This window comes from Leisingera sp. ANG-S5 (assembly GCF_000813925.1).
Taxonomy (GTDB): Bacteria; Pseudomonadota; Alphaproteobacteria; order Rhodobacterales; family Rhodobacteraceae; genus Leisingera.
Genome location: NZ_JWLH01000001.1, coordinates 552892 through 570668, shown reverse-complemented (window position 1 = coordinate 570668; position 17777 = coordinate 552892). Strand labels below are relative to the sequence as shown.

Here is a 17777-nt window from a genome sequence, read left to right as displayed (position 1 = left end):
CCGAGAGAGTTGCGGTTCAGAACTTCCAGCGGGCACCAGCCAGGATGACGTTTGCGTCCTGGTAGGTGGTGGCGCTGTTGTCGGCATAGGAATAGTCGCGGTAGGCCAGGTAGGTTTCGACGTTATAGGCGTCGATTTTCTGGACCGCGGCGACACCCCAGGATTCAGCGCTGTCGCCGGTGCTGACCATGTCGGAGCCGTCATAATAGTCGACCGAGAAGGAGGTCGAGCCGGCTGCAATCAGATCTGCCGAATAACCCAGCTTGGCGTAAGCATAGGTGCCTGCGATGTCGCGCTCGCCTGCGGCGATGTTCAGCGACAGGCCGGTGGCCTTGTGCAGCACCGCGAAGGAGCCGGAGATGTCGCGGTAGTCCTGCTCGCCGGTTTCCTCGGTCCAGGAGGCGCCGATGCCGGTGTCGATGGCAAAGGCCGCAGCGTCGTCATTGGCCCAGCGGACTGCCACGTCATAGCTTTCGCGGTCGTTGGCGTCCTTCAGGATGTCGGTGCCCCAGGAGGTCGACAGGGTGAAACCCGCCAGCTCCGGCGAATCGTAGCGGACACGGCCCAGGCGGCTGCCGTCCAGGTCGGTGAAGGCATCGCCGATGTCCACGCCGCTGAGCGCGCCGGCGCCGGTGCGGAAGGCATAGCCGCCCGCGGAGTCGGCAACCGAGTTGGAGGCGCCAAGACCGGTGCCGGAGAAGTCAGCGCCAGTGATGCCGTCAGTTGCCATCGAGCCCTGACCCGCCGAGAAGCGGCCATAGCGCGCGGTGTCGAACTGGAAGTCGACGTGGCGGATGTTGGTGCGGTCCCAGCTCAGGTTGTCGCCGGTCGAGGTTTGGCTGACCCCGTCAGAGGAGCGGAAACCGAAGGCAGTTTCAAAATTGAACCGCAGGGTGTTCTCGCCGTAAGCCTGCTCCAGCCAGAAACCGATGCGGGAGTTGGAGGCGGCGTTGTCGGTCAGGCGGTTGAAGTCCTGTTCGCCATCATCAAACGACTGATAGGCGGGGTTGAACTGGCCGTACCAGCGGAAGCTGCCGCCGGTGTCGTTGGTGTAAGTGGGGCCTGCAAATGCCGGGGCCGCAACTGCGGCTGCGAGGGTGGCTGCGCCGGCGCGGGCTGCAAACTTGGTTTTCATGTCCTGTCTCCTGTTCCGCCGCTTACGGCCGCTGTCCGGCACAAGCCAGCGCAGGAGCCGAGGGAGCCTCTGGGCGCGTGGCATGAATTCCGGGTCAGATGACCGCTGCGGCAATTGTGAAAATCTGCCCGTGGCAAAAAATCACCTGCACCGTAGCGCCGCCACGGGACCGGAGATGTGAAGACGATTACGTTTACAGCCCGCCTCATGCAAAGCAGCTATGCCGCCCGTGCAACCCTGAGGCGGGAATCAGCCGGGCGGGCGGATCCGGAAACCTGCCCGGTCCAGCCCTCAGCAAAGAAACGCTCCGGCTGACCGGAGCGTTTCATTATGGTCCAGATATCTGCCGCTCGTCAGAAACGCCAGCGGGCGCCCAGCACCCAGGTTGTCAGATCCTGGTAAGTCGCGGCGGCATCCTCATACTCATATTCCTGGTAGGTCAGGTAGATGTCGGTGTTGATGCTGTCGACCTTTTGCACCGCACCAATGCCCCAGCCCTTGGTGCTGGAACCGGTGACGTTGAAATCATCGCCGTCGTAATAATGCACCCCAAGCCCGGTCTTGCCCCAGGGCAGCCAGCGGTCGGTCTCATAGCCGATCTTGGCGTAGTAATAGCTGGGATCGCTGGCACCGGCCGCGTCGTTGTCCCGGCTGCCGCCCGCAACAGTAAAACTGATGCCGCTGTCCAGCAGCACCGAGGCCGAGCCGATCACATCCGAGCGTTCCGCCCCGGCGTCATCACGCACCTGATAGGCCAGTGAGGCGGCAAAGTTGGTGGAGCCGAATTCCTGCCCGTAGCGCAGGCCGATGTCGTAATAGTCGGCATCGTCGCCGGACGACAGGATATTCTGCCCCCAGGCGATACCGGCGGTGAACCCGTTCAAATCCGGGGTGTCATAGCGGATCCGGCCGCGGCGGGAGCCATCCAGATTGTCAAAGGCAGAGGCCACGGCAGGCCCGCTCAGAGCGCCTGCGGTGTCGCGGAACAGGAAACCTGCGTTTGCATCAGCTGTATAGGAATAAAGCGCGGTGCCGACATAAGACAGGTCGGTTTCAGCCGCGCCATCGGCCACCATGCTGCCCTGCCCGGCGGAGAACCTGCCCCAGCTGCCTTCGAGCCAGAAGTCCACGTGGCGCAGGTCGGCGCGGGTCCAGCCGCTGTAGTTGGAGCCGAACTGGTTCACTTCGGTCGAGTTCGGAAAGCCCAGCCCGGTCTCGAACCGGAAGCCAAAGGTGTTGGCCCCGATCGGCTGCATCAACCGCAACCCGACGCGGGAGCGGGACAGGTCGTAGTCAAGCACGTTGGTCTCAGTCTGCTGGCCGTCATCAACCGAGATGATGGCCGGATTGAACTGTCCGTAGATTTCAACATAGCCGCCGGAATTGTTGTCATACCGCAGCTCGGCGTAGGCCGGAATCGCGATGGCGCAGACCCCTGCAGCTGCCGTGGAAATTTTCAGAAGACGTGTCATGGCCATCCCCCTTTTTAACAATGTACTGATAAACACTTGGGCCAGCCAAAGGCCGCTGGCCGGCCAGATAGAAGTATAGCACATCGCGGCTGGTTCCAGTGAAATTATTGACCGGAAAGGTTAAACCGGCCAGCAACCGCCACGGCCAGCATCCTGTCTGCCTCTGATGAGATTGAAAGCTGGTGCGGGTGAAGGGACTTGAACCCCCACGCCTTGCGGCGCCAGAACCTAAAACTAACGAACAATCAATGATTTCAGCGCACCTAGCCCGAAAGTTTTACAGGACATTGCCAGAACGAAACGCGAAAGCGTAAAACGGAACAAACCAAGCACGAATCCTACCCTCCCAAATGCGCGCCAAAGACTACCCCCTTCCAACGGTTGAAATCGGCTGCAACTATTGCAGCCGATATGGGCGCTATAGGAAACAGCGGTTTGTGGAGATCGTCGGCGCCGATACTGAGCTGCCCCAGGCGCTTGGGGTTATAGCGGCGGACTGTCCAGAGGATCGCGTTTCACCGGACAACATGCGCGGGAACTGTCGGCAGTTCTACGCTCAAATCTGGTGGATCGCCGGTAGGCGGGAGAGATAGCCTGCCTGGCCACCTTTACTGGAAATTTGCACCTTCAGCTTTACACTGCAGAGATCCCGGAAATCTGGGGTGGGTCAGAGCGGCCCGCTGTATCGCCGACAACGGTGCATATGCCCGGCGGGTCGCTCGCTCCTTTGCTGGACTTAACTTCAACCGGATGACCCCACCCTCGCAAAGACCATCCGAACCATGCTTCTCCTCCATTAAGCGCCTCTCCTTCTTGCGTTCGACATTGAAATCAGCTTCGCAAAGACTTCTGGGAAGGGAAAAATAGATTTGCTCAATTCGATCAATTATTCGCAAGGAGGCTCTGGCAAACACCTTACAATATAGAAAGTTTCCTTCCACTTTAGGCGGTTAGAAATTTCAAGTGAATAGCTCTGACCAATCCACCAAGTGTTGCTAATCTGACGGCAATTTTGGGGTCATATTTTCCTTATTGCTCTAACGGTCGGCAATTTTGGTAATCTGCATTCACGTCAAATAGGAGGTACTAACCATGAAAAATCTTGTGTTCGTGCTGATGTTTGGGATTGCCATGGCAGCATCAGCTCCAGCTCCGGTCGAGGCAGGTCCGATCTGGGAATTTATTCGGATGATTTTTTCTCCGACTTCGACAGGTTGTGATAGCGATCATTCTGATGTTGCTTGGTGCTAGCCACGGCGCACTTGGCCAGCGAGGGCAAACGATTGTTTGCCCTCCCATTCTGGACAATCCAACTAGCTGAGCTATTCCCTTCAATGCTCAGGCACAAACCGCTTCTGAGCGGCGAGAATCTCATCAAGCACTCGAGCCTTCCACACCACCCCTAGCTGAGCACCAAGCTTTCGATCATGGACAACTCGGCCTGAGTATATACCCACGAAATCCCGAACCTCACCCATGATATTGATGAAACGGCCCTTGTCATCAAAGCCCGATTTATTGGTGGAGATAACTGGCGAGCCTGACATCCCGCAATTTGAAGCCGTGTCAACCAGCATCTTCGGAAGACCCTCAACGTCAAAATGAGGCTCAGAGGCGATGCTACCCTTCTTCCAGATCGGCGTCCCCTCAACCCCTAACCCCAGAGGGTAGCCCAGAAGAAACACGTCCGAAGAAACGGCAAGCCGAAGCCGTGAGTGTGAAGCATTTATTGGATGAACTATGAACCCTTCCGGCGGGGTGGAAATTCGACACATCACTACGTCGACAGAACTCCCAAGTGGATGCTCGAGCCATTGCGTTTCAACGCCAAACTCCCAGTCTAAATCAAAGTCGACCGGCATAACGCCTTCAGAACACAACATGTGGAATGTCGTTGAAACCCTATTGGGTCTGGACAACATCTTATTCAAACATTTTCCAGTCAGAGCGTTGCGCCCAGCAACATTGTGCCAGTTTGTAACGAGGTACAACGCCCTTTCAGAGTGCCAAAGGAACCCGGTGGCCTTGCTTAAATGAATATCGTTGAATTTCATCTCTAGCTGAGCGACCGAAATTGTCTCTCTTGCAATTGGAAGCAAATTCACATCCTCCCTACTTGGACTTCCGCCAACCAAAATAAAGAACTGCAGCGAAAGCTGATGCAACAATGGCGGCGGCGGCATAAAAACCGTTGTCAAAGAAGCTCATGACACCGGCCCCTGTCAGAGCGCTGGCTATCGCTAGCCGCACAACCCTATTTCTGTGCATTCCGCTACTCCTTTTTGGACTACCGGCCATGTTGGAGCACCGCCCCCATCAGGTCACGCGCGAACCAACCGCTTAGCACTCAAACCGCCTTGAGTAGGCCTGCAAGGCCGACTTAAAACTCTCGAGCTCCGGCTTACTTGTCGAGTACATTCGAAAGTCAATCGTTGCCACCGTCGAGCGCCCAAACCGAGTAAAATTAATCCACAAGTTCAGCTTCACAAAATTGGGGAACAGATCATGCAGGAACTGTTCAACCGCTTCAGTGCGAAAGTCATGCATCGCCGGAAAGTAGTCGGGCCAATTGACGCCTGGAAATTCCACATTCACCCACTGCCGAAAAGCTTCAGCATCCTGATGAAGGTCACTGAGCGCCTCTTTGGGGGGGGCTATGAAAAAATAGTACGTTTTCCCGTCAGCCTCAGCAGAACGAACATCAAGCTCGCCATCAAAATTTAGAGTTCCGAGTTTAATGACTCTATCATAGCGGTGAAGCCCTCCGTTCCTTTGAGAAGGCTGAACTAGCCTGGAAAACGAAACCTCGCACCCTTCAAGAAGCACTTCAACGTAACCCATTTCTGACAACGAGGATTTCAAGCTTTCCTCAGCAACATCAGAACCTTGCGCAAGCCCGCCCCCCCCTCCGCCAAAAATACTGTACAGAAATAGTGTCAAACACCAGAGACTAAACCCGGCGGCACTCTTTCGCAGGATCATAGGGCCACCGCTCCTTACATGGACTTGCATGCCAAAATCGCTCGCTCACGCGGCACTCCCTGGCCTTGCGACTGCACGACCCGAATGCAGGACTGAAAGTCGCTAAAGTAGATTTCGGCTGCCTTGGCTGCCACGATAGAAGTGCCGATGATCAGCGCCGCTATTACCACTTCCCGCATACCTGCTCCTTAGTTGGACCTGTCAGCACTGCTGCAAAACGGGTTCCTGAAGTACCGGCCAACTCCCCAAAACTTTCTCGGCAGCTGTATTAATGTCGAACTTTACCCCAATCATTGTATCGCTACCCGCCTCGTAGATGATGCGAAAGTAGACGTTACCCAACTCCGGTGAGTTAAGCACAATGAAATGTTCGATGTAGAGGTCTCCGACATTGGCAATTTCGGCAACCTTTCCGCTAGCAAAGTCCTCGGGCAACGTCGCGAAGAAAGGGGCAACTTCCCCAAATTTCGCATCATCCATAGTGCTCATGATCTCGCGAAACGCTGTTAATGCATCGGATCTATTGTCCAAAAAGGACGAGACCAAACCGCAAGATAGCTCTGTCGCGCTAGCACTCAACGCTGGACGTACCAACGAAAAACACAGCATAGCGCCAAGAAAAGTTGCTCTAAAGAAATTGGCGCTAAAAACAATCATACTGCCTAGTCCTCTTCGGCTTGTCGTAGCGCGTGAACTATGCACATCCCATGGATTGAGCCCTGACCATCCGCAAGCATGGCAAGCCTTGCTCCTTTCTCAGTATTTTCCGAAGCAAGATCCTTCTGTCCTTTGGCAGAAAGCCTATCAACCATGCACTCGGCTAAGGCGATATTCTGGTTCTGCGACATGTCCGCTCTGGACAGAAACTTGACATAGTTTTCCCTCGCTTCTCGTTCGGCTGAACCAGCACTAACGGGTAGAGCGCTTATACCGAGGATGCCAATTAAAATAAGAAAACGCATTAAGTAGTCTCTTTCACTTGTGGTTTGAATACAGCTTACATGCAACGAGCGCTGTCTCCTTAGCTGGATTGTTCGGCGGGCCAGCAGCCTACAGGCCTATCTTCTGACGCGCCTTCAAATTTTGCATAGCATCCCAGATTACATAGATCCCGATTCCCGCTAAGGGAATGAAGGGAATCCCGAACAGAACTTGACTCCAACCGGCTTTACTCCCCCAGACATTAAGTGTTTCATTCTTATATGCACGGGCGTGGAAAATGCCGCGCCTTCTACGTCCCGCGATGCTAACCGTGTTTCCCTCATCGATGATCACTGGACCAGGCACACTCAGGGATACAGGTGTATTCCCCAGCTGGAAGATCGCAACATAGGAAGATGTTGTGGTTTCCTTGGTACCAGACACCTCGGTCGAGTGCCGAACTTTGCTGACCACTCCACTTAGAAATTCCATCTGCACTATGAGTTTGCTCCTATCTGGACTCAATCAAACCGATGCACTTCCCGGAAGTGCTCAAGGTCACGAACATAGCGCCGCAATCCCGGCGAAAACAGGAAGGCAACCGCAGCAACAATGTTCGGCCAGAGCCTTTCTTCCTTGGGCGGCAGAACCTTCGCCATCGGCCTTGCTCCTTACTTGGACTTAACTATCCGGTTCCGCCTGCGCCAGTCATTTCCCCAAGCATGACCGCGAGATCCTCCGCCATAGCAGATACTGCAAACCTTACTCCGCAAACTGGGCAAACGAAGTACAGCCAACCACTGTTCTCAAGCAGCCGCTCACGATGCAATTTCGTGACCGCCTCGACGTGACCGCAGGCACACTCAACGTACTCAGGTATGGAAACTGCGACAGCCAGCTCTCAGCGCTCCTTACTTGGATACCTCTTCATCCCAATCCCGCTCATCATGCAGGTGGGCACAGTCCATGCACAGCATCCGAACAGGGAACCCGCGCTCAATTACGGCAACACCCGACAAGAAGCGCTTTTCACAGTTCTGGCAGACCCGCTTATCTTGATCAATGAACGGCAGAACTGGGTCCTGGCTTCGTTTGCAATATGGCATTGCCTAACCTTGCTCCTATCTGGATTTCAGTTTCCGGTGGACGCTCTGGTGCTTGGCATTCGCCATCAGGCCCACGCTCTCATAGAATTCCGTCATGTCGTCGCCCTTCTGATACAGCGCCAGGTCGTTGTCCTTGATCGAGTGGACGTAGACCACAAGGCCCGCCTCAAACAGCCCCTCGACCGTGCTGCGCGCGTGCTTTTCAGAGAACCCGACACACAGCGGATTTGTAAAGAAAACCTGATGCCCAACGTGCTGCAGAAGCTTCATCTTTTCCAGGAAGATGCCGCGCTCAACCAGCTTGCCCGGCCAATTGGTGGTTCGCTTGACGTGGCGCACATCATCGACAAAAAGAGCTGACACATCGACGCCGCCCAGAATGCTTTCATCTACCCCCCAGGCGCGCGCCCTGGCGACTTGCTCCGACCTCGATGGCAACCACGGATGCACGGTCACAATTGCCCACTTTCTGGAAAATCCGCCCTCTTTCTTACCCTCGATCACGGCTGCGCCTTTTCTTACGTATTCACAGTAGCGTGGAGGAAAGACATGCGCGCGTCAATTGAGTTACCCGCCAGTGTCACAACCGGCGAATCAAACACAAGACTCCTCGAGAGATCGGAGGCCTAACCAAGAAGGGGAGTTGGCGGGACCAAGCCGTCGTTCGCTGCAGGCGCAGCCTGGGCAGGACCGAGTGCCTCCCTTGCGCAGATAGCGTTCTTTGCAAAGCTCGAGACATGCGTCTAGTTTTCTTTAGGCTATGAAACGCAAGCAGTGTGGAACATTTATGCCACCCAAGAAATTCCAAGTTAAGAAAAACCATCACCACGTGTGGGCCCGCTACCTTCAGGAATGGTCTGCAGACGGGAAAGATGTCTGGCATACTACGCTGAAAGGAAAAATTTCACTGCACAGCATTAGAGATATTTGCAGAGAGGATTACTTCTACAAATCCAATTTTTTGACCTCCGACCACATGAAAATGATTGAAGGGTTTTCGAAACTTGGTGACGACGACGCTCAAGCCATGCATGCGAAGTATCTAAGTGATTTCGTTTTCATACAACAACTTGAAAAGCTTTACCGTAATCACAGCGTAAGCGATGCTCAAGTGGAGAGGATGTTTGAGACGTTCAGGTGCAACACCATTGAAAACTATCATGGCGCACACGAAAGGGAAGCTGCACCGATAGTATCTCAGCTGTTGGAGGGTGACTTCACACCACTCCACAACGACAAAGACCTGATAATGTTTCTAAATTTCTTAGGGCATCAACTTACAAGGACAAAAACATTCAAAGACCGGGTTTTGGAAGCGGTTCCCAAAACTGGTTTGGGGGGCTTAGATCAAGACCGATTCAAGACGGTCTTAGAGGAGTGTTGGTTTTTCATCAGTTATATGTACGGCATGAACATAGGGAGGAATCTCTATTTCGGAAGGCAAAGGACAATTTTTTGCATTCTTGAAAATAGTGAAGATGAGCCATTCATTACCTCAGATTCACCCGTGATCAATCTTTGCAATACTGAGGATCGAAAGAACTTGCCAGACGTAGACCAGTTGGACCTCTATTACCCGTTGTCGCCGGAACGCGCGATAGTCGCTTGCAGATCTGGCGCCTTTCCCCCAGGCATAACGAAAGTTTCAAAAGAAACAGTAGAGGATGTAAACCTCACAATGGCGCAACATGCTCGTGCGCATATCATCGGAAGCGAAGAAGAGGTGATAAAGAGATATCACAGGGAAATAGACGGCATCTCTTGAACCAAAGTGATCGAGTGGTAATGCCCGCTTCGGGCTGTGACCGGCGCGCTGCGCCAGCGAAGGGCTGCATCCAGGGCAATGACCGCAGAGGGCTCATCCGGTCGCCTGATCTCGCCGCAGAGTAAGGCAGGGGTGAGCCCAAAGTGCAATCAGGAAGCTTGTGAAGAGACGGCAACGGCCAGCCAAATTGGGTATGCAACAAATGCCGCGAAACAAATCCTTTTTGACCCTAGGTAGTATTCGGCAGAAATAACGACCAAGGAGCAGCCCCCCCAGACGAGGGTGAAGATCAATGGAAACTCGAAACTTCCGAGCAAACCCTTGAAACCGGCTGCTGAGACAATAATCCCTGAAAATGCGACTATTCTTACACCGTTTCGCCAGATTGGATGCTTAGGTCTATCTTCAGTTCCATATATCCATACGGCTAAAAACGTCACGACAAATTCAAGTGCTTCTGCCATGCACAGCATCCTCATTTAGGTGCGGGCGGTTTCACTATAGGAGGGTGAATAAGGCGAGAGCGGAGAAATGCCAAGGTCAGCAAAGGTCGGCGCTCAGCTGTCTTTCCCTGGCGGACCTTGCAATGACCGCTTAGCGCCGTTCACGGCCTGCTGCAGGCGCGAACGTCTGCAACGTGGTCAGTTACCGCTATGGGCTCAACACGACCTAGCAGGCTCGCAGTTCAGCAAACGCCAGGCAGCCGGGACGCGTGTTCACTTCGCCGCTCCTACAGCGTAGTCACCTTGCATGTCCGCACATAGGTGCTGCGACCTCTCAGTGACAGCCGACCGACGTTTCGCATTGAACTGACACGATGGAGCTATAAAGTGCCTTTGATTCCAACGCCTTCCTGAAGTGAGGTAAAATGGCTAAACATCAAAAAAGAGCGCAAAAGCCTCGCAAGCCGATGATCCCAGTTCCTAAGACCGAGCTTGAGAAAGAGTTCGAAGTCCAAATCAATTTCTTGAGAAAGTCGATCACTGAATTCGACGCGGGAGATTACTCTGAGTTTCGACGCCTTGCATCGACACTTCGAGTATTACTCCATCGCACAAAGATGTGCGTACCAGCGGTGGATCATATTGGTCTCGATGATAACGATTACATAAGTTACGCGACCCCGTTAAACGAGAGAAACCTGTTGACGGAACATAGTCTAGCTATGATGCAAATGAGCAGAAACGGCACAGTGTTCTTGCCCGCGTTAGATCAAACCCCAACTACGCCACGACGTTTGTCATTGGACGAATGGAAGGAGGAGCCAGTTCTTCGCGACGACAAACGCGAGGTTTTCAACCGTTGGGAACTGGTCTTGATTGTAGCGAATAAACTAGGTAGCCACATCGACCACGAAGTCGACGAAAAATATCATCGGTTGGTCAACGAGAATTCCATTGGATGGATGCAAGAAGGACCGAAGGGTGAATCTCCTGTGTTAGACTTGGAGAAAGTTTATATTCGCCACATCGCTTGGGAAGCTCTGATCAGTTTAGAAGCCAAGTGGATTAAAATATTGGGAAACCGCGGCTGTACTTGCGAAAGTGGAAAAAAAGCCCGGTATTGTTGTATGAAGTCCTAAGATCAGCAACCATTTTTAGGTGAGATCATGCACCCGGAACCTCGCATTCAGCTCGGGCTGATTTCGAGAGTCAGGACCTACGAAGTGTGAACTTGGTGGTTGGACCCGTTTCCGACTGTCTCTCACTTTAACAGCTGGGCATCCAGAAACCGCCGCCCCTGAAACGACAAAAGCCTCGGCGCTAACCGGGGCTTTTTGCTTTGGCGCTTCCGGCCTAGATCCCCCAGCCGCTCCGCAGGTAGCTTACATTCCGCTCACCCGCAGAAAGGCAACCCAATGACCACGGAACAGAAACAGCGCTTTGACGATCTGCCGCCATCAACTCAGGCAGGCATCCTCTGCAATGATCCGCGGTTTCAGACCTTCGCAGCCCAACGCTGCGGCTATCCGGATAAGCAGCTGACCCAGGGCGGCGCGGCGGAATACGTCCGCCAGGTCTGCAAAGTCAGCAGCCGTTGTGAGCTTCTGCACGACAAACCCGCCGCCGACCGCTTTCAGGCTCTGCGCACGGAATTCGACGCATGGACCGGCAAGCAAGCAGCCCCCTTCCGGTGATTGGAATACTCATGCAAACCGCAACAGATGCCGCCGCCCGTGTAGCTGGCACAGATACACAGAACGGATCAAAGAAGGCCCGCAAGCCGCTGGCAAAGGTTGAGCTTTTCGGCCTCAAGGCGCTGTGGCTGCACTTCGCGGATGAAATGGACCTGCGCCGCCTCGCCAAGCTTCACGTCCGCATCCGGGTGAAAGAACGCGCCTTGCACGATCTGAAAGAAGAACGCCGCCAGATCATGCGCAAATGCACCCGCCGGATGCAGCGCGCGCAAGGCAAGAACTGAACCAGGAGACTGATTCCGTGGCAGCAGCAAACCAAATCCTAGCGCGAGAAAGCACGGCAGCTAAGATGCTGGATATGCCGCTCAAGGAATTCCGCTCCCTGGTGGCAGCGGGAAGCCTGCCCAGGCCGGTCAAGATCGGCGGCAAGGTGGAGCGCTGGTCTGTGAAACAGCTTGAGGCAATCAGCTCAGGCGCCATGCTGAGTGAAGATTTCGAATGGTAAAGAAGAACTCAAAACCCTACCTGGCCCGGATCGCTCGCGGCGGAAAGGACTACTGGTATTTTCGCAAGGGCAAGACCCTGATCCGTCTGCCCGACGACCCGGACAGCGAGGAATTTGACCGTGAATACTGGGCCATCAGGTCCGGCCAGCACAAGGCGACGGTTAAAACCACCTTTGAAGCACTGATCACCAGCTACTACCAAACGCCACGCTTCAAGGGGTTGAAGCCAGGTACAAAGGCGGAATATCGCCGCACGCTGGAGCTGCTCCGCGAAAAGAATGGCCCGAAGGACTTCACCAAACTACGCCGCAAACACGTTATCGCAGCGCGGGACAAGTATTCAGACCAATGGCGCAAGGCGAATGCCATGGTCGAACAGCTTTCGATTCTGGCCCGCCACGCCATTGATCTGGAATGGATCACCGCCAACCCCGCCCAGGGCGTCGAAAAGCTGAAGGGCGGAAGCTATGAAGCCTGGCCGGAGCCAAAGCTGGCCGCATATGAGCGCTATTGCGAACAGTACGGGCTGACGATTGAACGCGCGATTTATGAGCTGTGCATCGGCACCGGGCAGCGCATTGGTGATGTGGTCGCCATGGAATGGGCGCACTTCCAGGGCGGCTTTATGGACGTTGTGCAGGAGAAAACCGGCGCCCGGCTTTCGATCTTCTGCCCAGAGCGCCTGCAGGCCTTCCTGGAGCGTTTGCCACGCAACGGAAAACACATCCTGGCAAAGAACCTGACGCAGCACATCAGCAAACGGCGCGCGCAAAGCCTTGTGGCCGTAGTCCGCAAGAAGATCGAGGCCGAGGGCTTTGTTATCCACGGCTGGCGCTACACCGCCGCGAAAGAGCTGGCAGAGGCAGGCTGCTCAGACACGGAAATCCAGTCCGTGACCGGCCACAAATCGCTGGAAATGGTGAAGAAGTACCGACAGCAAGCCAGGCAAAAACAGCTCTCAAAGACAGCACAGCTTCGCCGGAACAGAACAAAAACAGAATAAGAACAGATTCCAGAGTGTAAAACAAAGTGTAAAACACTCTGGACCAAGGGCACAGCGCCGCCCCGCACCAATCCAAATTTCCATTTAAAATCAATGTGGTGCGGGTGAAGGGACTCGAACCCCCACGCCAAAGGCGCCAGAACCTAAATCTGGTGCGTCTACCAATTCCGCCACACCCGCACTTGCGCCGGGCAAGCCCGCCGCGTGACGCGCTGAATAGCAAAGCTTGGCGGGGGATGCGAGGGGAAATCGTGCCTGAAATGCCATTGTGCAAAACGGCAACAATCCGTCCGGAATATCGCAACAATCGGCGGGTTTTCGCGCAAAAGGGCTGGGCGCGGAATCCGCTTGTGCGGTAGTTTGGGAAAAAAGTCTGAGGCAGACACAGCGAGCAACAATATGAAACCTTTTGGAAATGCGGCCCTGCGCGCGCAATTGGCGATGCGTGTCCAGGCACAGCCCCGGCGGCTGTATCAAGGCAGCCAGAACATCAGCCTTTTGCGCGGCACCATCGTGCTGACCCGCGAGGGCGAGCGCGCGGCTGAGGAGCTCAAATCCGGGGACAGCCTGATCACCCGCACGCAAGGAATGGCGCAGGTGGAAGGGGTGCGGACCCGCCGCGCAATGCTGCAGGCGGTGTGTTTTGCAGCCGGTTCGCTGGGCGACATGCGCGCCGACAGCGATCTGGTGGTGCCCTGGGATCAGCGCATCCTGGTGCGCGACTGGCGCGCCAAGGCGATGTTCGGCCAGCCGCAGGCGGTGGTGCCCGCCTATGAGCTGGTGGATGGCGAATTTATCCGCGACCTGGGCCTGCAGATGATGGATCTGACGGTGCTGGAGTTCTCCCGCCCGCATGTGATCTATGCAGGCGGATTGGAACTGGCCGCAGCCGCCGCGCCGCAGGAAAACCTGCGCCCGGCGGCCTGAGCCCTAAAGTCCCAGTTTGCGGAATACGGCGGGGATCTGCTCTGGCAGGTCCTCGGCGATCAGGCCGGGGCCAAATTCCAGCGCGCATTCGACGTGGATATAGGCGGCGGTCTCTGCTGCCTGCATCGGACCGAAACCGCGCGCCATCAGCCCGGTGATGAAGCCTGCCAGCACGTCGCCTGAACCAGCGGTGGCGAGCCAGGGCGCGGAGCGCTCGTAATGAGCGGAATTGACAGAACAGCGCCCGTCCGGCCCTGCGATCACTGTATCCGGCCCCTTGAACAGCACCACGCAGCCTGCGCGTTTGGCGGCCTCACGGGTGGCGTCGACCTTGGAATAGGCGGGGCCGGTGGTTGCGGGCGCGTTCAGTTTTTCTGCCAGATCCGGGAACAGCTTGGCAAATTCGCCGCCGTGCGGGGTGAGCACGCAGTTCTCGTGCAGCAGATCAAACAGCGCTTCCGGCTTCAGCTCAAACCTTGTGAGAGCGTCGGCATCCAGCACGGTGGCGCGTTTTTCCTTCAGGACCGCCATCACCACCGCCTGGGTGTCGGCGCCGCGCCCCAGGCCGGGGCCGAGGCAGACCGCGTTGAAACGCCTGTCTTCCAGCAATTCACTGACCCCATGCGCCCCGTCGATCTGCTGCAGCATGATCGCGGTCAGATTGGCGGCATTCTCAAACATCGCTGAGCGCGGCGAGCCGACGGTGACCAGCCCTGCCCCGATCCGCAACGCACCGCGGGCTGCTAGACGCGCCGCGCCGGTTTTGCCGTGGCCGCCGGAGAGGACGAGAGCGTGGCCTTCGTTGTACTTGTGCCCTGCGCCTGATTTCTCGAGCATAGGGTGAGGAAATCCCGGCGTTTTCAAAGGACGCCAGCAAAACCGGGGTTCAATCAACCGGACTCGTTCAACATCCGCGTCCTGCGCACAGGCCACGGTTCTTTCCATGGCGTCGCCTCGGAGCCCTATGTCAACGACTTTGACACTAGCTCCATTGCAGAATGGATTTCCGGAATAGTGGCCAATTTTCGGACTGTGAAACGTCACTGTGAGTTCAGTTTCCAAGACGAAAGACGCCCATGAAACCCACGTGCTGCCAGCAGTCTTCTCGTTCTCGACCCTTTCTTGAGACAGAAGCGCCAAACCGGAATCGGAACACAGACCAGAAGGCAAATCTACCGAAACTCTTCTGAGTTTCACCCCACCTCTCTCGCCGTTCACTTCGGGTTTCCACCCACACCGCCAATCATAGAGACCGCTAACAACGCTGCGTACCAATTCTGGAAGCGGCCTAGAAAGGCCGGTACCGAACAATGCGTCTACCAGAAGAACCGGCTGACGTACCGAGGATCGAAAATCTTCAGATAGCGGCTTTGCCTCACCCAACTCACCCCACCGCTCATAATTCACCTTCGCATCCGGCGGCAGCTTGTCCGGGTCTCCATACAGAAACACCTCCACCTCCCAGCCGCGCGCCTTCAAGAGCCGCGCCACCACAAAGCCGTCGCCGCCGTTGTTACCCGGCCCGCACAGCACCACCGCACGGCGCGCTCCTTCATCTTGCTCCAAATACTCCGGGGAGCGCGAGGAGCTGGCCCCTCGCCCAGCTTCAACAGGCTCCGCTAATTCCGGCCACTCTTCGAAGATGGCCTCGACCACCCCCTGCCCGGCTCGCTCCATCAGCTCCAGCCCGGTCACCTCGCCGGACGCGATGGCGGCCTGCTCAATCGCCCGCATCTGGGCTGCGGTCAGCAGTTCGGTCATATTTTGCCCTTCCCCGATTCAATTCTGCGCATTTTTCGGGCGCAGTGCTTAATTTTTAGGCAGACCCGATCAAATCCTGCCCGCAATTGCCGCAGCCGCAGCCTCCTGCATTGCTGCCTTCATTTAGAAGTGAAATGACACCCCCAACAAGCTTGCGAGGAGCCCAGGCATGAAAAAGATCGAAGCCATCATCAAGCCTTTTAAACTGGATGAGGTGAAGGAAGCGTTGCAGGACGTCGGCGTCCAGGGTCTTTCCGTTATCGAGGTCAAGGGCTTCGGCCGCCAGAAGGGCCATACCGAGCTCTACCGCGGCGCCGAATATGTGGTCGACTTCCTGCCCAAGGTGAAGGTCGAGGTGGTGCTGGACGACGATCAGGTCGACCAGGCAATCGAGGCCATTGTCGATGCCGCCAAGACCGACAAGATCGGCGACGGCAAGATCTTTGTCTCGCCCGTCGAGCAAGCGATCCGCATCCGTACCGGCGAGACCGGCCCGGACGCGCTGTAAACGAATTCAACGAATATCCTGACATCTAAATCAGAAGGACCGAGGGAATGAGCGCAGACGCAGTTCTCAAGCAACTCAAAGACGAAGACATCGCCTATGTCGACATCCGTTTCACCGACGTGCGCGGCAAGCTGCAACACGTGACCGTGGACGTGGACCTGGTGGACGAAGACTTCCTGGAAGAAGGCTTCATGTTCGACGGCTCCTCGATCGCCGGCTGGAAGTCGATCGAAAACTCCGACATGAAACTGATGCCGGACACCACCTCGGCCTACATCGATCCGTTCTACGCCGAGAAGACCCTCTGCATCCATTGCTCCATCGTTGAGCCCGACACCGGCGAGAGCTACGAGCGCGATCCGCGCGGCACCGCCCAGAAGGCGGAAGCCTATCTGAAGTCCTCCGGCATCGGCGATGTGGCCTACATGGGTCCGGAAGCGGAATTCTTCCTGTTCGACGACGTGCGCTACTCCAACACCATCAACAAGGTGTCCTACGAGGTTGACGCAACCGACGGCTCCTGGAACACCGACGCTGAGTTCGAAATGGGCAACATGGGCCACCGCCCGGGCCTGAAGGGCGGCTACTTCCCGGTGAACCCGACCGACGAAGCGCAGGACCTGCGTTCCGAGATGCTGTCGACCATGAAGCGTCTGGGCATGAAGGTCGACAAGCACCACCACGAAGTGGCGTCCTGCCAGCACGAGCTGGGCCTGATCTTTGACTCCCTGACCAAACAGGCGGACGAGCTGCAGAAGTACAAATACGTGATCCACAACGTGGCGCACGCCTATGGCAAGTCGGCAACCTTCATGCCGAAGCCGATCTATGGCGACAACGGCTCCGGCATGCACGTCAACATGTCGATCTGGAAAGACGGCAAGCCTCTGTTTGCAGGCGACAAATACGCCGACCTGTCCCAGGAAGCCCTGTATTTCATCGGCGGCATCCTGAAGCATTCCAAGACCCTGAATGCCTTCACCAACCCGTCCACCAACTCCTACAAGCGCCTGATCCCGGGCTTTGAAGCACCGGTTCTGCGCGCTTACTCCGCCCGCAACCGTTCGGGCTGCGTGCGTATTCCGTGGACCGAAAGCCCGAAAGCCAAGCGCGTCGAGGCCCGCTTCCCCGATCCGGCGGCGAACCCCTACCTGTGCTTTGCCGCGCTGCTGATGGCCGGCCTGGACGGCATCAAGAACAAGATCGATCCGGGCGAAGCCATGGACAAGAACCTGTACGATCTGCCGGCCGAAGAGCTGGAAGGCATCCCGACCGTCTGCGGCTCCCTGCGTGAAGCCATGGACGCGCTGGCGGCCGACCACGACTTCCTGCTGCAGGGCGACGTGTTCACCAAGGACCAGATCGACGGTTACATCGAGCTGAAGATGGAAGAGGTCCACAAGTACGAGCACACCCCGCACCCGGTGGAGTTCGGCATGTACTACAGCTGCTAAGCTGCTGCAGACCAGACACGGAAAGGGCGTCCCTCAGGGGCGCCCTTTTCAATTGCCGGCCTTGCTCTTGGGGCAGGCATTCCCTATCCAGCGCGGCTCA

21 protein-coding genes and 1 tRNA gene are annotated in these 17777 nt (G+C 56.1%); 10 read left to right on the top strand and 12 right to left on the bottom strand.

What is annotated here, in order from left to right:
• Nucleotides 1–16: 16 nt before the first annotated feature.
• Both RA25_RS02850 and RA25_RS02845 read right to left on the bottom strand, forming a co-directional pair.
• The gene (locus RA25_RS02850) at nucleotides 17–1135 is read right to left on the bottom strand and encodes a hypothetical protein (RefSeq protein WP_039146252.1); all 1119 of its coding nucleotides are present in this window, start codon (nucleotides 1133–1135) and stop codon (nucleotides 17–19) included.
• A 353-nt stretch (nucleotides 1136–1488) separates the two neighbouring features.
• Complete coding sequence (locus RA25_RS02845; RefSeq protein WP_241477348.1) at nucleotides 1489–2607, bottom strand: porin; 1119 nt, start codon at nucleotides 2605–2607, stop codon at nucleotides 1489–1491.
• Nucleotides 2608–3699: 1092 nt separating this feature from the next.
• Between RA25_RS02845 and RA25_RS22935 the strand changes: the two genes are divergently transcribed.
• On the top strand, nucleotides 3700–3858 hold the full coding sequence (locus tag RA25_RS22935; protein WP_193747958.1) for a hypothetical protein: 159 nt from the start codon (nucleotides 3700–3702) through the stop codon (nucleotides 3856–3858).
• 80 nt (nucleotides 3859–3938) lie between these two features.
• Here the strand turns inward: RA25_RS22935 and RA25_RS22305 are convergent, their stop codons facing one another.
• From RA25_RS22305 to RA25_RS02810, 7 genes are all read right to left on the bottom strand, one after another.
• Nucleotides 3939–4661: a S1 family peptidase gene (locus tag RA25_RS22305; protein ID WP_019295524.1), complete on the bottom strand. Its 723-nt coding sequence runs from the start codon at nucleotides 4659–4661 to the stop codon at nucleotides 3939–3941.
• Between the two features lie 286 nt (nucleotides 4662–4947).
• On the bottom strand, nucleotides 4948–5547 hold the full coding sequence (locus RA25_RS02830; RefSeq protein ID WP_206539680.1) for a hypothetical protein: 600 nt from the start codon (nucleotides 5545–5547) through the stop codon (nucleotides 4948–4950).
• 243 nt (nucleotides 5548–5790) lie between these two features.
• Nucleotides 5791–6246, bottom strand: a complete 456-nt coding sequence (locus RA25_RS22595; RefSeq protein ID WP_152612151.1) for a hypothetical protein — start codon at nucleotides 6244–6246, stop codon at nucleotides 5791–5793.
• Between the two features lie 5 nt (nucleotides 6247–6251).
• Nucleotides 6252–6551: a hypothetical protein gene (locus RA25_RS22590; protein ID WP_152612150.1), complete on the bottom strand. Its 300-nt coding sequence runs from the start codon at nucleotides 6549–6551 to the stop codon at nucleotides 6252–6254.
• Nucleotides 6552–6639: 88 nt separating this feature from the next.
• Nucleotides 6640–7008: a hypothetical protein gene (locus tag RA25_RS22585; protein WP_152612149.1), complete on the bottom strand. Its 369-nt coding sequence runs from the start codon at nucleotides 7006–7008 to the stop codon at nucleotides 6640–6642.
• A gap of 23 nt (nucleotides 7009–7031) precedes the next feature.
• Nucleotides 7032–7169 (bottom strand): hypothetical protein, encoded by a 138-nt coding sequence (locus RA25_RS22930; protein ID WP_193747957.1) that lies wholly within the window; start codon nucleotides 7167–7169, stop codon nucleotides 7032–7034.
• Nucleotides 7170–7631: 462 nt separating this feature from the next.
• Nucleotides 7632–8054 (bottom strand): hypothetical protein, encoded by a 423-nt coding sequence (locus RA25_RS02810; RefSeq protein ID WP_206539679.1) that lies wholly within the window; start codon nucleotides 8052–8054, stop codon nucleotides 7632–7634.
• 322 nt (nucleotides 8055–8376) lie between these two features.
• On the opposite strand from RA25_RS02810, the gene RA25_RS02805 reads away from it, so the two are divergent.
• Nucleotides 8377–9381, top strand: a complete 1005-nt coding sequence (locus RA25_RS02805) for a DUF4238 domain-containing protein (protein ID WP_082023024.1) — start codon at nucleotides 8377–8379, stop codon at nucleotides 9379–9381.
• A 149-nt stretch (nucleotides 9382–9530) separates the two neighbouring features.
• Here the strand turns inward: RA25_RS02805 and RA25_RS22580 are convergent, their stop codons facing one another.
• Nucleotides 9531–9845, bottom strand: a complete 315-nt coding sequence (locus tag RA25_RS22580; RefSeq protein ID WP_152612147.1) for a hypothetical protein — start codon at nucleotides 9843–9845, stop codon at nucleotides 9531–9533.
• Nucleotides 9846–10249: 404 nt separating this feature from the next.
• Here RA25_RS22580 and RA25_RS02800 point away from each other — a divergent pair, with 404 nt between their 5' ends.
• From RA25_RS02800 to RA25_RS02780, 5 genes are all read left to right on the top strand, one after another.
• Nucleotides 10250–10963, top strand: a complete 714-nt coding sequence (locus RA25_RS02800; RefSeq protein ID WP_152612146.1) for a hypothetical protein — start codon at nucleotides 10250–10252, stop codon at nucleotides 10961–10963.
• 276 nt (nucleotides 10964–11239) lie between these two features.
• Complete coding sequence (locus tag RA25_RS02795) at nucleotides 11240–11518, top strand: hypothetical protein (RefSeq protein WP_039169960.1); 279 nt, start codon at nucleotides 11240–11242, stop codon at nucleotides 11516–11518.
• Between the two features lie 11 nt (nucleotides 11519–11529).
• Nucleotides 11530–11802, top strand: coding sequence for a hypothetical protein (locus RA25_RS02790; RefSeq protein ID WP_039169956.1), 273 nt, complete (start codon nucleotides 11530–11532; stop codon nucleotides 11800–11802).
• Between the two features lie 17 nt (nucleotides 11803–11819).
• Complete coding sequence (locus RA25_RS22300) at nucleotides 11820–12023, top strand: helix-turn-helix transcriptional regulator (protein ID WP_039146569.1); 204 nt, start codon at nucleotides 11820–11822, stop codon at nucleotides 12021–12023.
• Nucleotides 12017–13027, top strand: a complete 1011-nt coding sequence (locus tag RA25_RS02780) for a site-specific integrase (protein ID WP_039169953.1) — start codon at nucleotides 12017–12019, stop codon at nucleotides 13025–13027. The genes RA25_RS22300 and RA25_RS02780 overlap by 7 nt, the downstream gene beginning before the upstream one ends.
• A gap of 96 nt (nucleotides 13028–13123) precedes the next feature.
• Here RA25_RS02780 and RA25_RS02775 read toward each other — a convergent pair.
• Nucleotides 13124–13207 (bottom strand) — tRNA-Leu (locus RA25_RS02775).
• A gap of 219 nt (nucleotides 13208–13426) precedes the next feature.
• On the opposite strand from RA25_RS02775, the gene RA25_RS02770 reads away from it, so the two are divergent.
• A complete protein-coding gene (locus RA25_RS02770) occupies nucleotides 13427–13954 on the top strand; it encodes a Hint domain-containing protein (RefSeq protein ID WP_039169950.1) in 528 nt (175 codons plus the stop codon).
• Between the two features lie 3 nt (nucleotides 13955–13957).
• Here the strand turns inward: RA25_RS02770 and RA25_RS02765 are convergent, their stop codons facing one another.
• The gene (locus RA25_RS02765) at nucleotides 13958–15715 is read right to left on the bottom strand and encodes an NAD(P)H-hydrate dehydratase (protein ID WP_039169947.1); all 1758 of its coding nucleotides are present in this window, start codon (nucleotides 15713–15715) and stop codon (nucleotides 13958–13960) included.
• A 169-nt stretch (nucleotides 15716–15884) separates the two neighbouring features.
• Here RA25_RS02765 and RA25_RS02760 point away from each other — a divergent pair, with 169 nt between their 5' ends.
• Together RA25_RS02760 and glnA are read left to right on the top strand one after the other, a co-directional pair.
• Nucleotides 15885–16223 (top strand): P-II family nitrogen regulator, encoded by a 339-nt coding sequence (locus RA25_RS02760; RefSeq protein WP_008554830.1) that lies wholly within the window; start codon nucleotides 15885–15887, stop codon nucleotides 16221–16223.
• Nucleotides 16224–16270: 47 nt separating this feature from the next.
• Nucleotides 16271–17677, top strand: a complete 1407-nt coding sequence (gene glnA, locus RA25_RS02755; protein WP_019295476.1) for a type I glutamate--ammonia ligase — start codon at nucleotides 16271–16273, stop codon at nucleotides 17675–17677.
• Nucleotides 17678–17777 lie beyond the last annotated feature (100 nt).

What these genes read in the sequence shown, in the direction of transcription:
- RA25_RS22935 (WP_193747958.1), top strand. Translation starts at nt 3,700, where the DNA reads ATGAAAAATCTTGTGTTCGTGCTGATGTTTGGGATTGCCATGGCAGCA.
- RA25_RS02765 (WP_039169947.1), bottom strand. Translation starts at nt 15,715, where the DNA reads ATGACCGAACTGCTGACCGCAGCCCAGATGCGGGCGATTGAGCAGGCC.
- RA25_RS02800 (WP_152612146.1), top strand. Translation starts at nt 10,250, where the DNA reads ATGGCTAAACATCAAAAAAGAGCGCAAAAGCCTCGCAAGCCGATGATC.
- RA25_RS02805 (WP_082023024.1), top strand. Translation starts at nt 8,377, where the DNA reads ATGAAACGCAAGCAGTGTGGAACATTTATGCCACCCAAGAAATTCCAA.
- RA25_RS22595 (WP_152612151.1), bottom strand. Translation starts at nt 6,246, where the DNA reads ATGATTGTTTTTAGCGCCAATTTCTTTAGAGCAACTTTTCTTGGCGCT.
- RA25_RS22580 (WP_152612147.1), bottom strand. Translation starts at nt 9,845, where the DNA reads ATGGCAGAAGCACTTGAATTTGTCGTGACGTTTTTAGCCGTATGGATA.
- RA25_RS02845 (WP_241477348.1), bottom strand. Translation starts at nt 2,607, where the DNA reads ATGACACGTCTTCTGAAAATTTCCACGGCAGCTGCAGGGGTCTGCGCC.
- RA25_RS02780 (WP_039169953.1), top strand. Translation starts at nt 12,017, where the DNA reads ATGGTAAAGAAGAACTCAAAACCCTACCTGGCCCGGATCGCTCGCGGC.
- glnA (WP_019295476.1), top strand. Translation starts at nt 16,271, where the DNA reads ATGAGCGCAGACGCAGTTCTCAAGCAACTCAAAGACGAAGACATCGCC.
- RA25_RS02850 (WP_039146252.1), bottom strand. Translation starts at nt 1,135, where the DNA reads ATGAAAACCAAGTTTGCAGCCCGCGCCGGCGCAGCCACCCTCGCAGCC.
- RA25_RS22930 (WP_193747957.1), bottom strand. Translation starts at nt 7,169, where the DNA reads ATGGCGAAGGTTCTGCCGCCCAAGGAAGAAAGGCTCTGGCCGAACATT.
- RA25_RS02790 (WP_039169956.1), top strand. Translation starts at nt 11,530, where the DNA reads ATGCAAACCGCAACAGATGCCGCCGCCCGTGTAGCTGGCACAGATACA.
- RA25_RS22590 (WP_152612150.1), bottom strand. Translation starts at nt 6,551, where the DNA reads ATGCGTTTTCTTATTTTAATTGGCATCCTCGGTATAAGCGCTCTACCC.
- RA25_RS02770 (WP_039169950.1), top strand. Translation starts at nt 13,427, where the DNA reads ATGAAACCTTTTGGAAATGCGGCCCTGCGCGCGCAATTGGCGATGCGT.
- RA25_RS02795 (WP_039169960.1), top strand. Translation starts at nt 11,240, where the DNA reads ATGACCACGGAACAGAAACAGCGCTTTGACGATCTGCCGCCATCAACT.
- RA25_RS02760 (WP_008554830.1), top strand. Translation starts at nt 15,885, where the DNA reads ATGAAAAAGATCGAAGCCATCATCAAGCCTTTTAAACTGGATGAGGTG.
- RA25_RS22305 (WP_019295524.1), bottom strand. Translation starts at nt 4,661, where the DNA reads ATGAAATTCAACGATATTCATTTAAGCAAGGCCACCGGGTTCCTTTGG.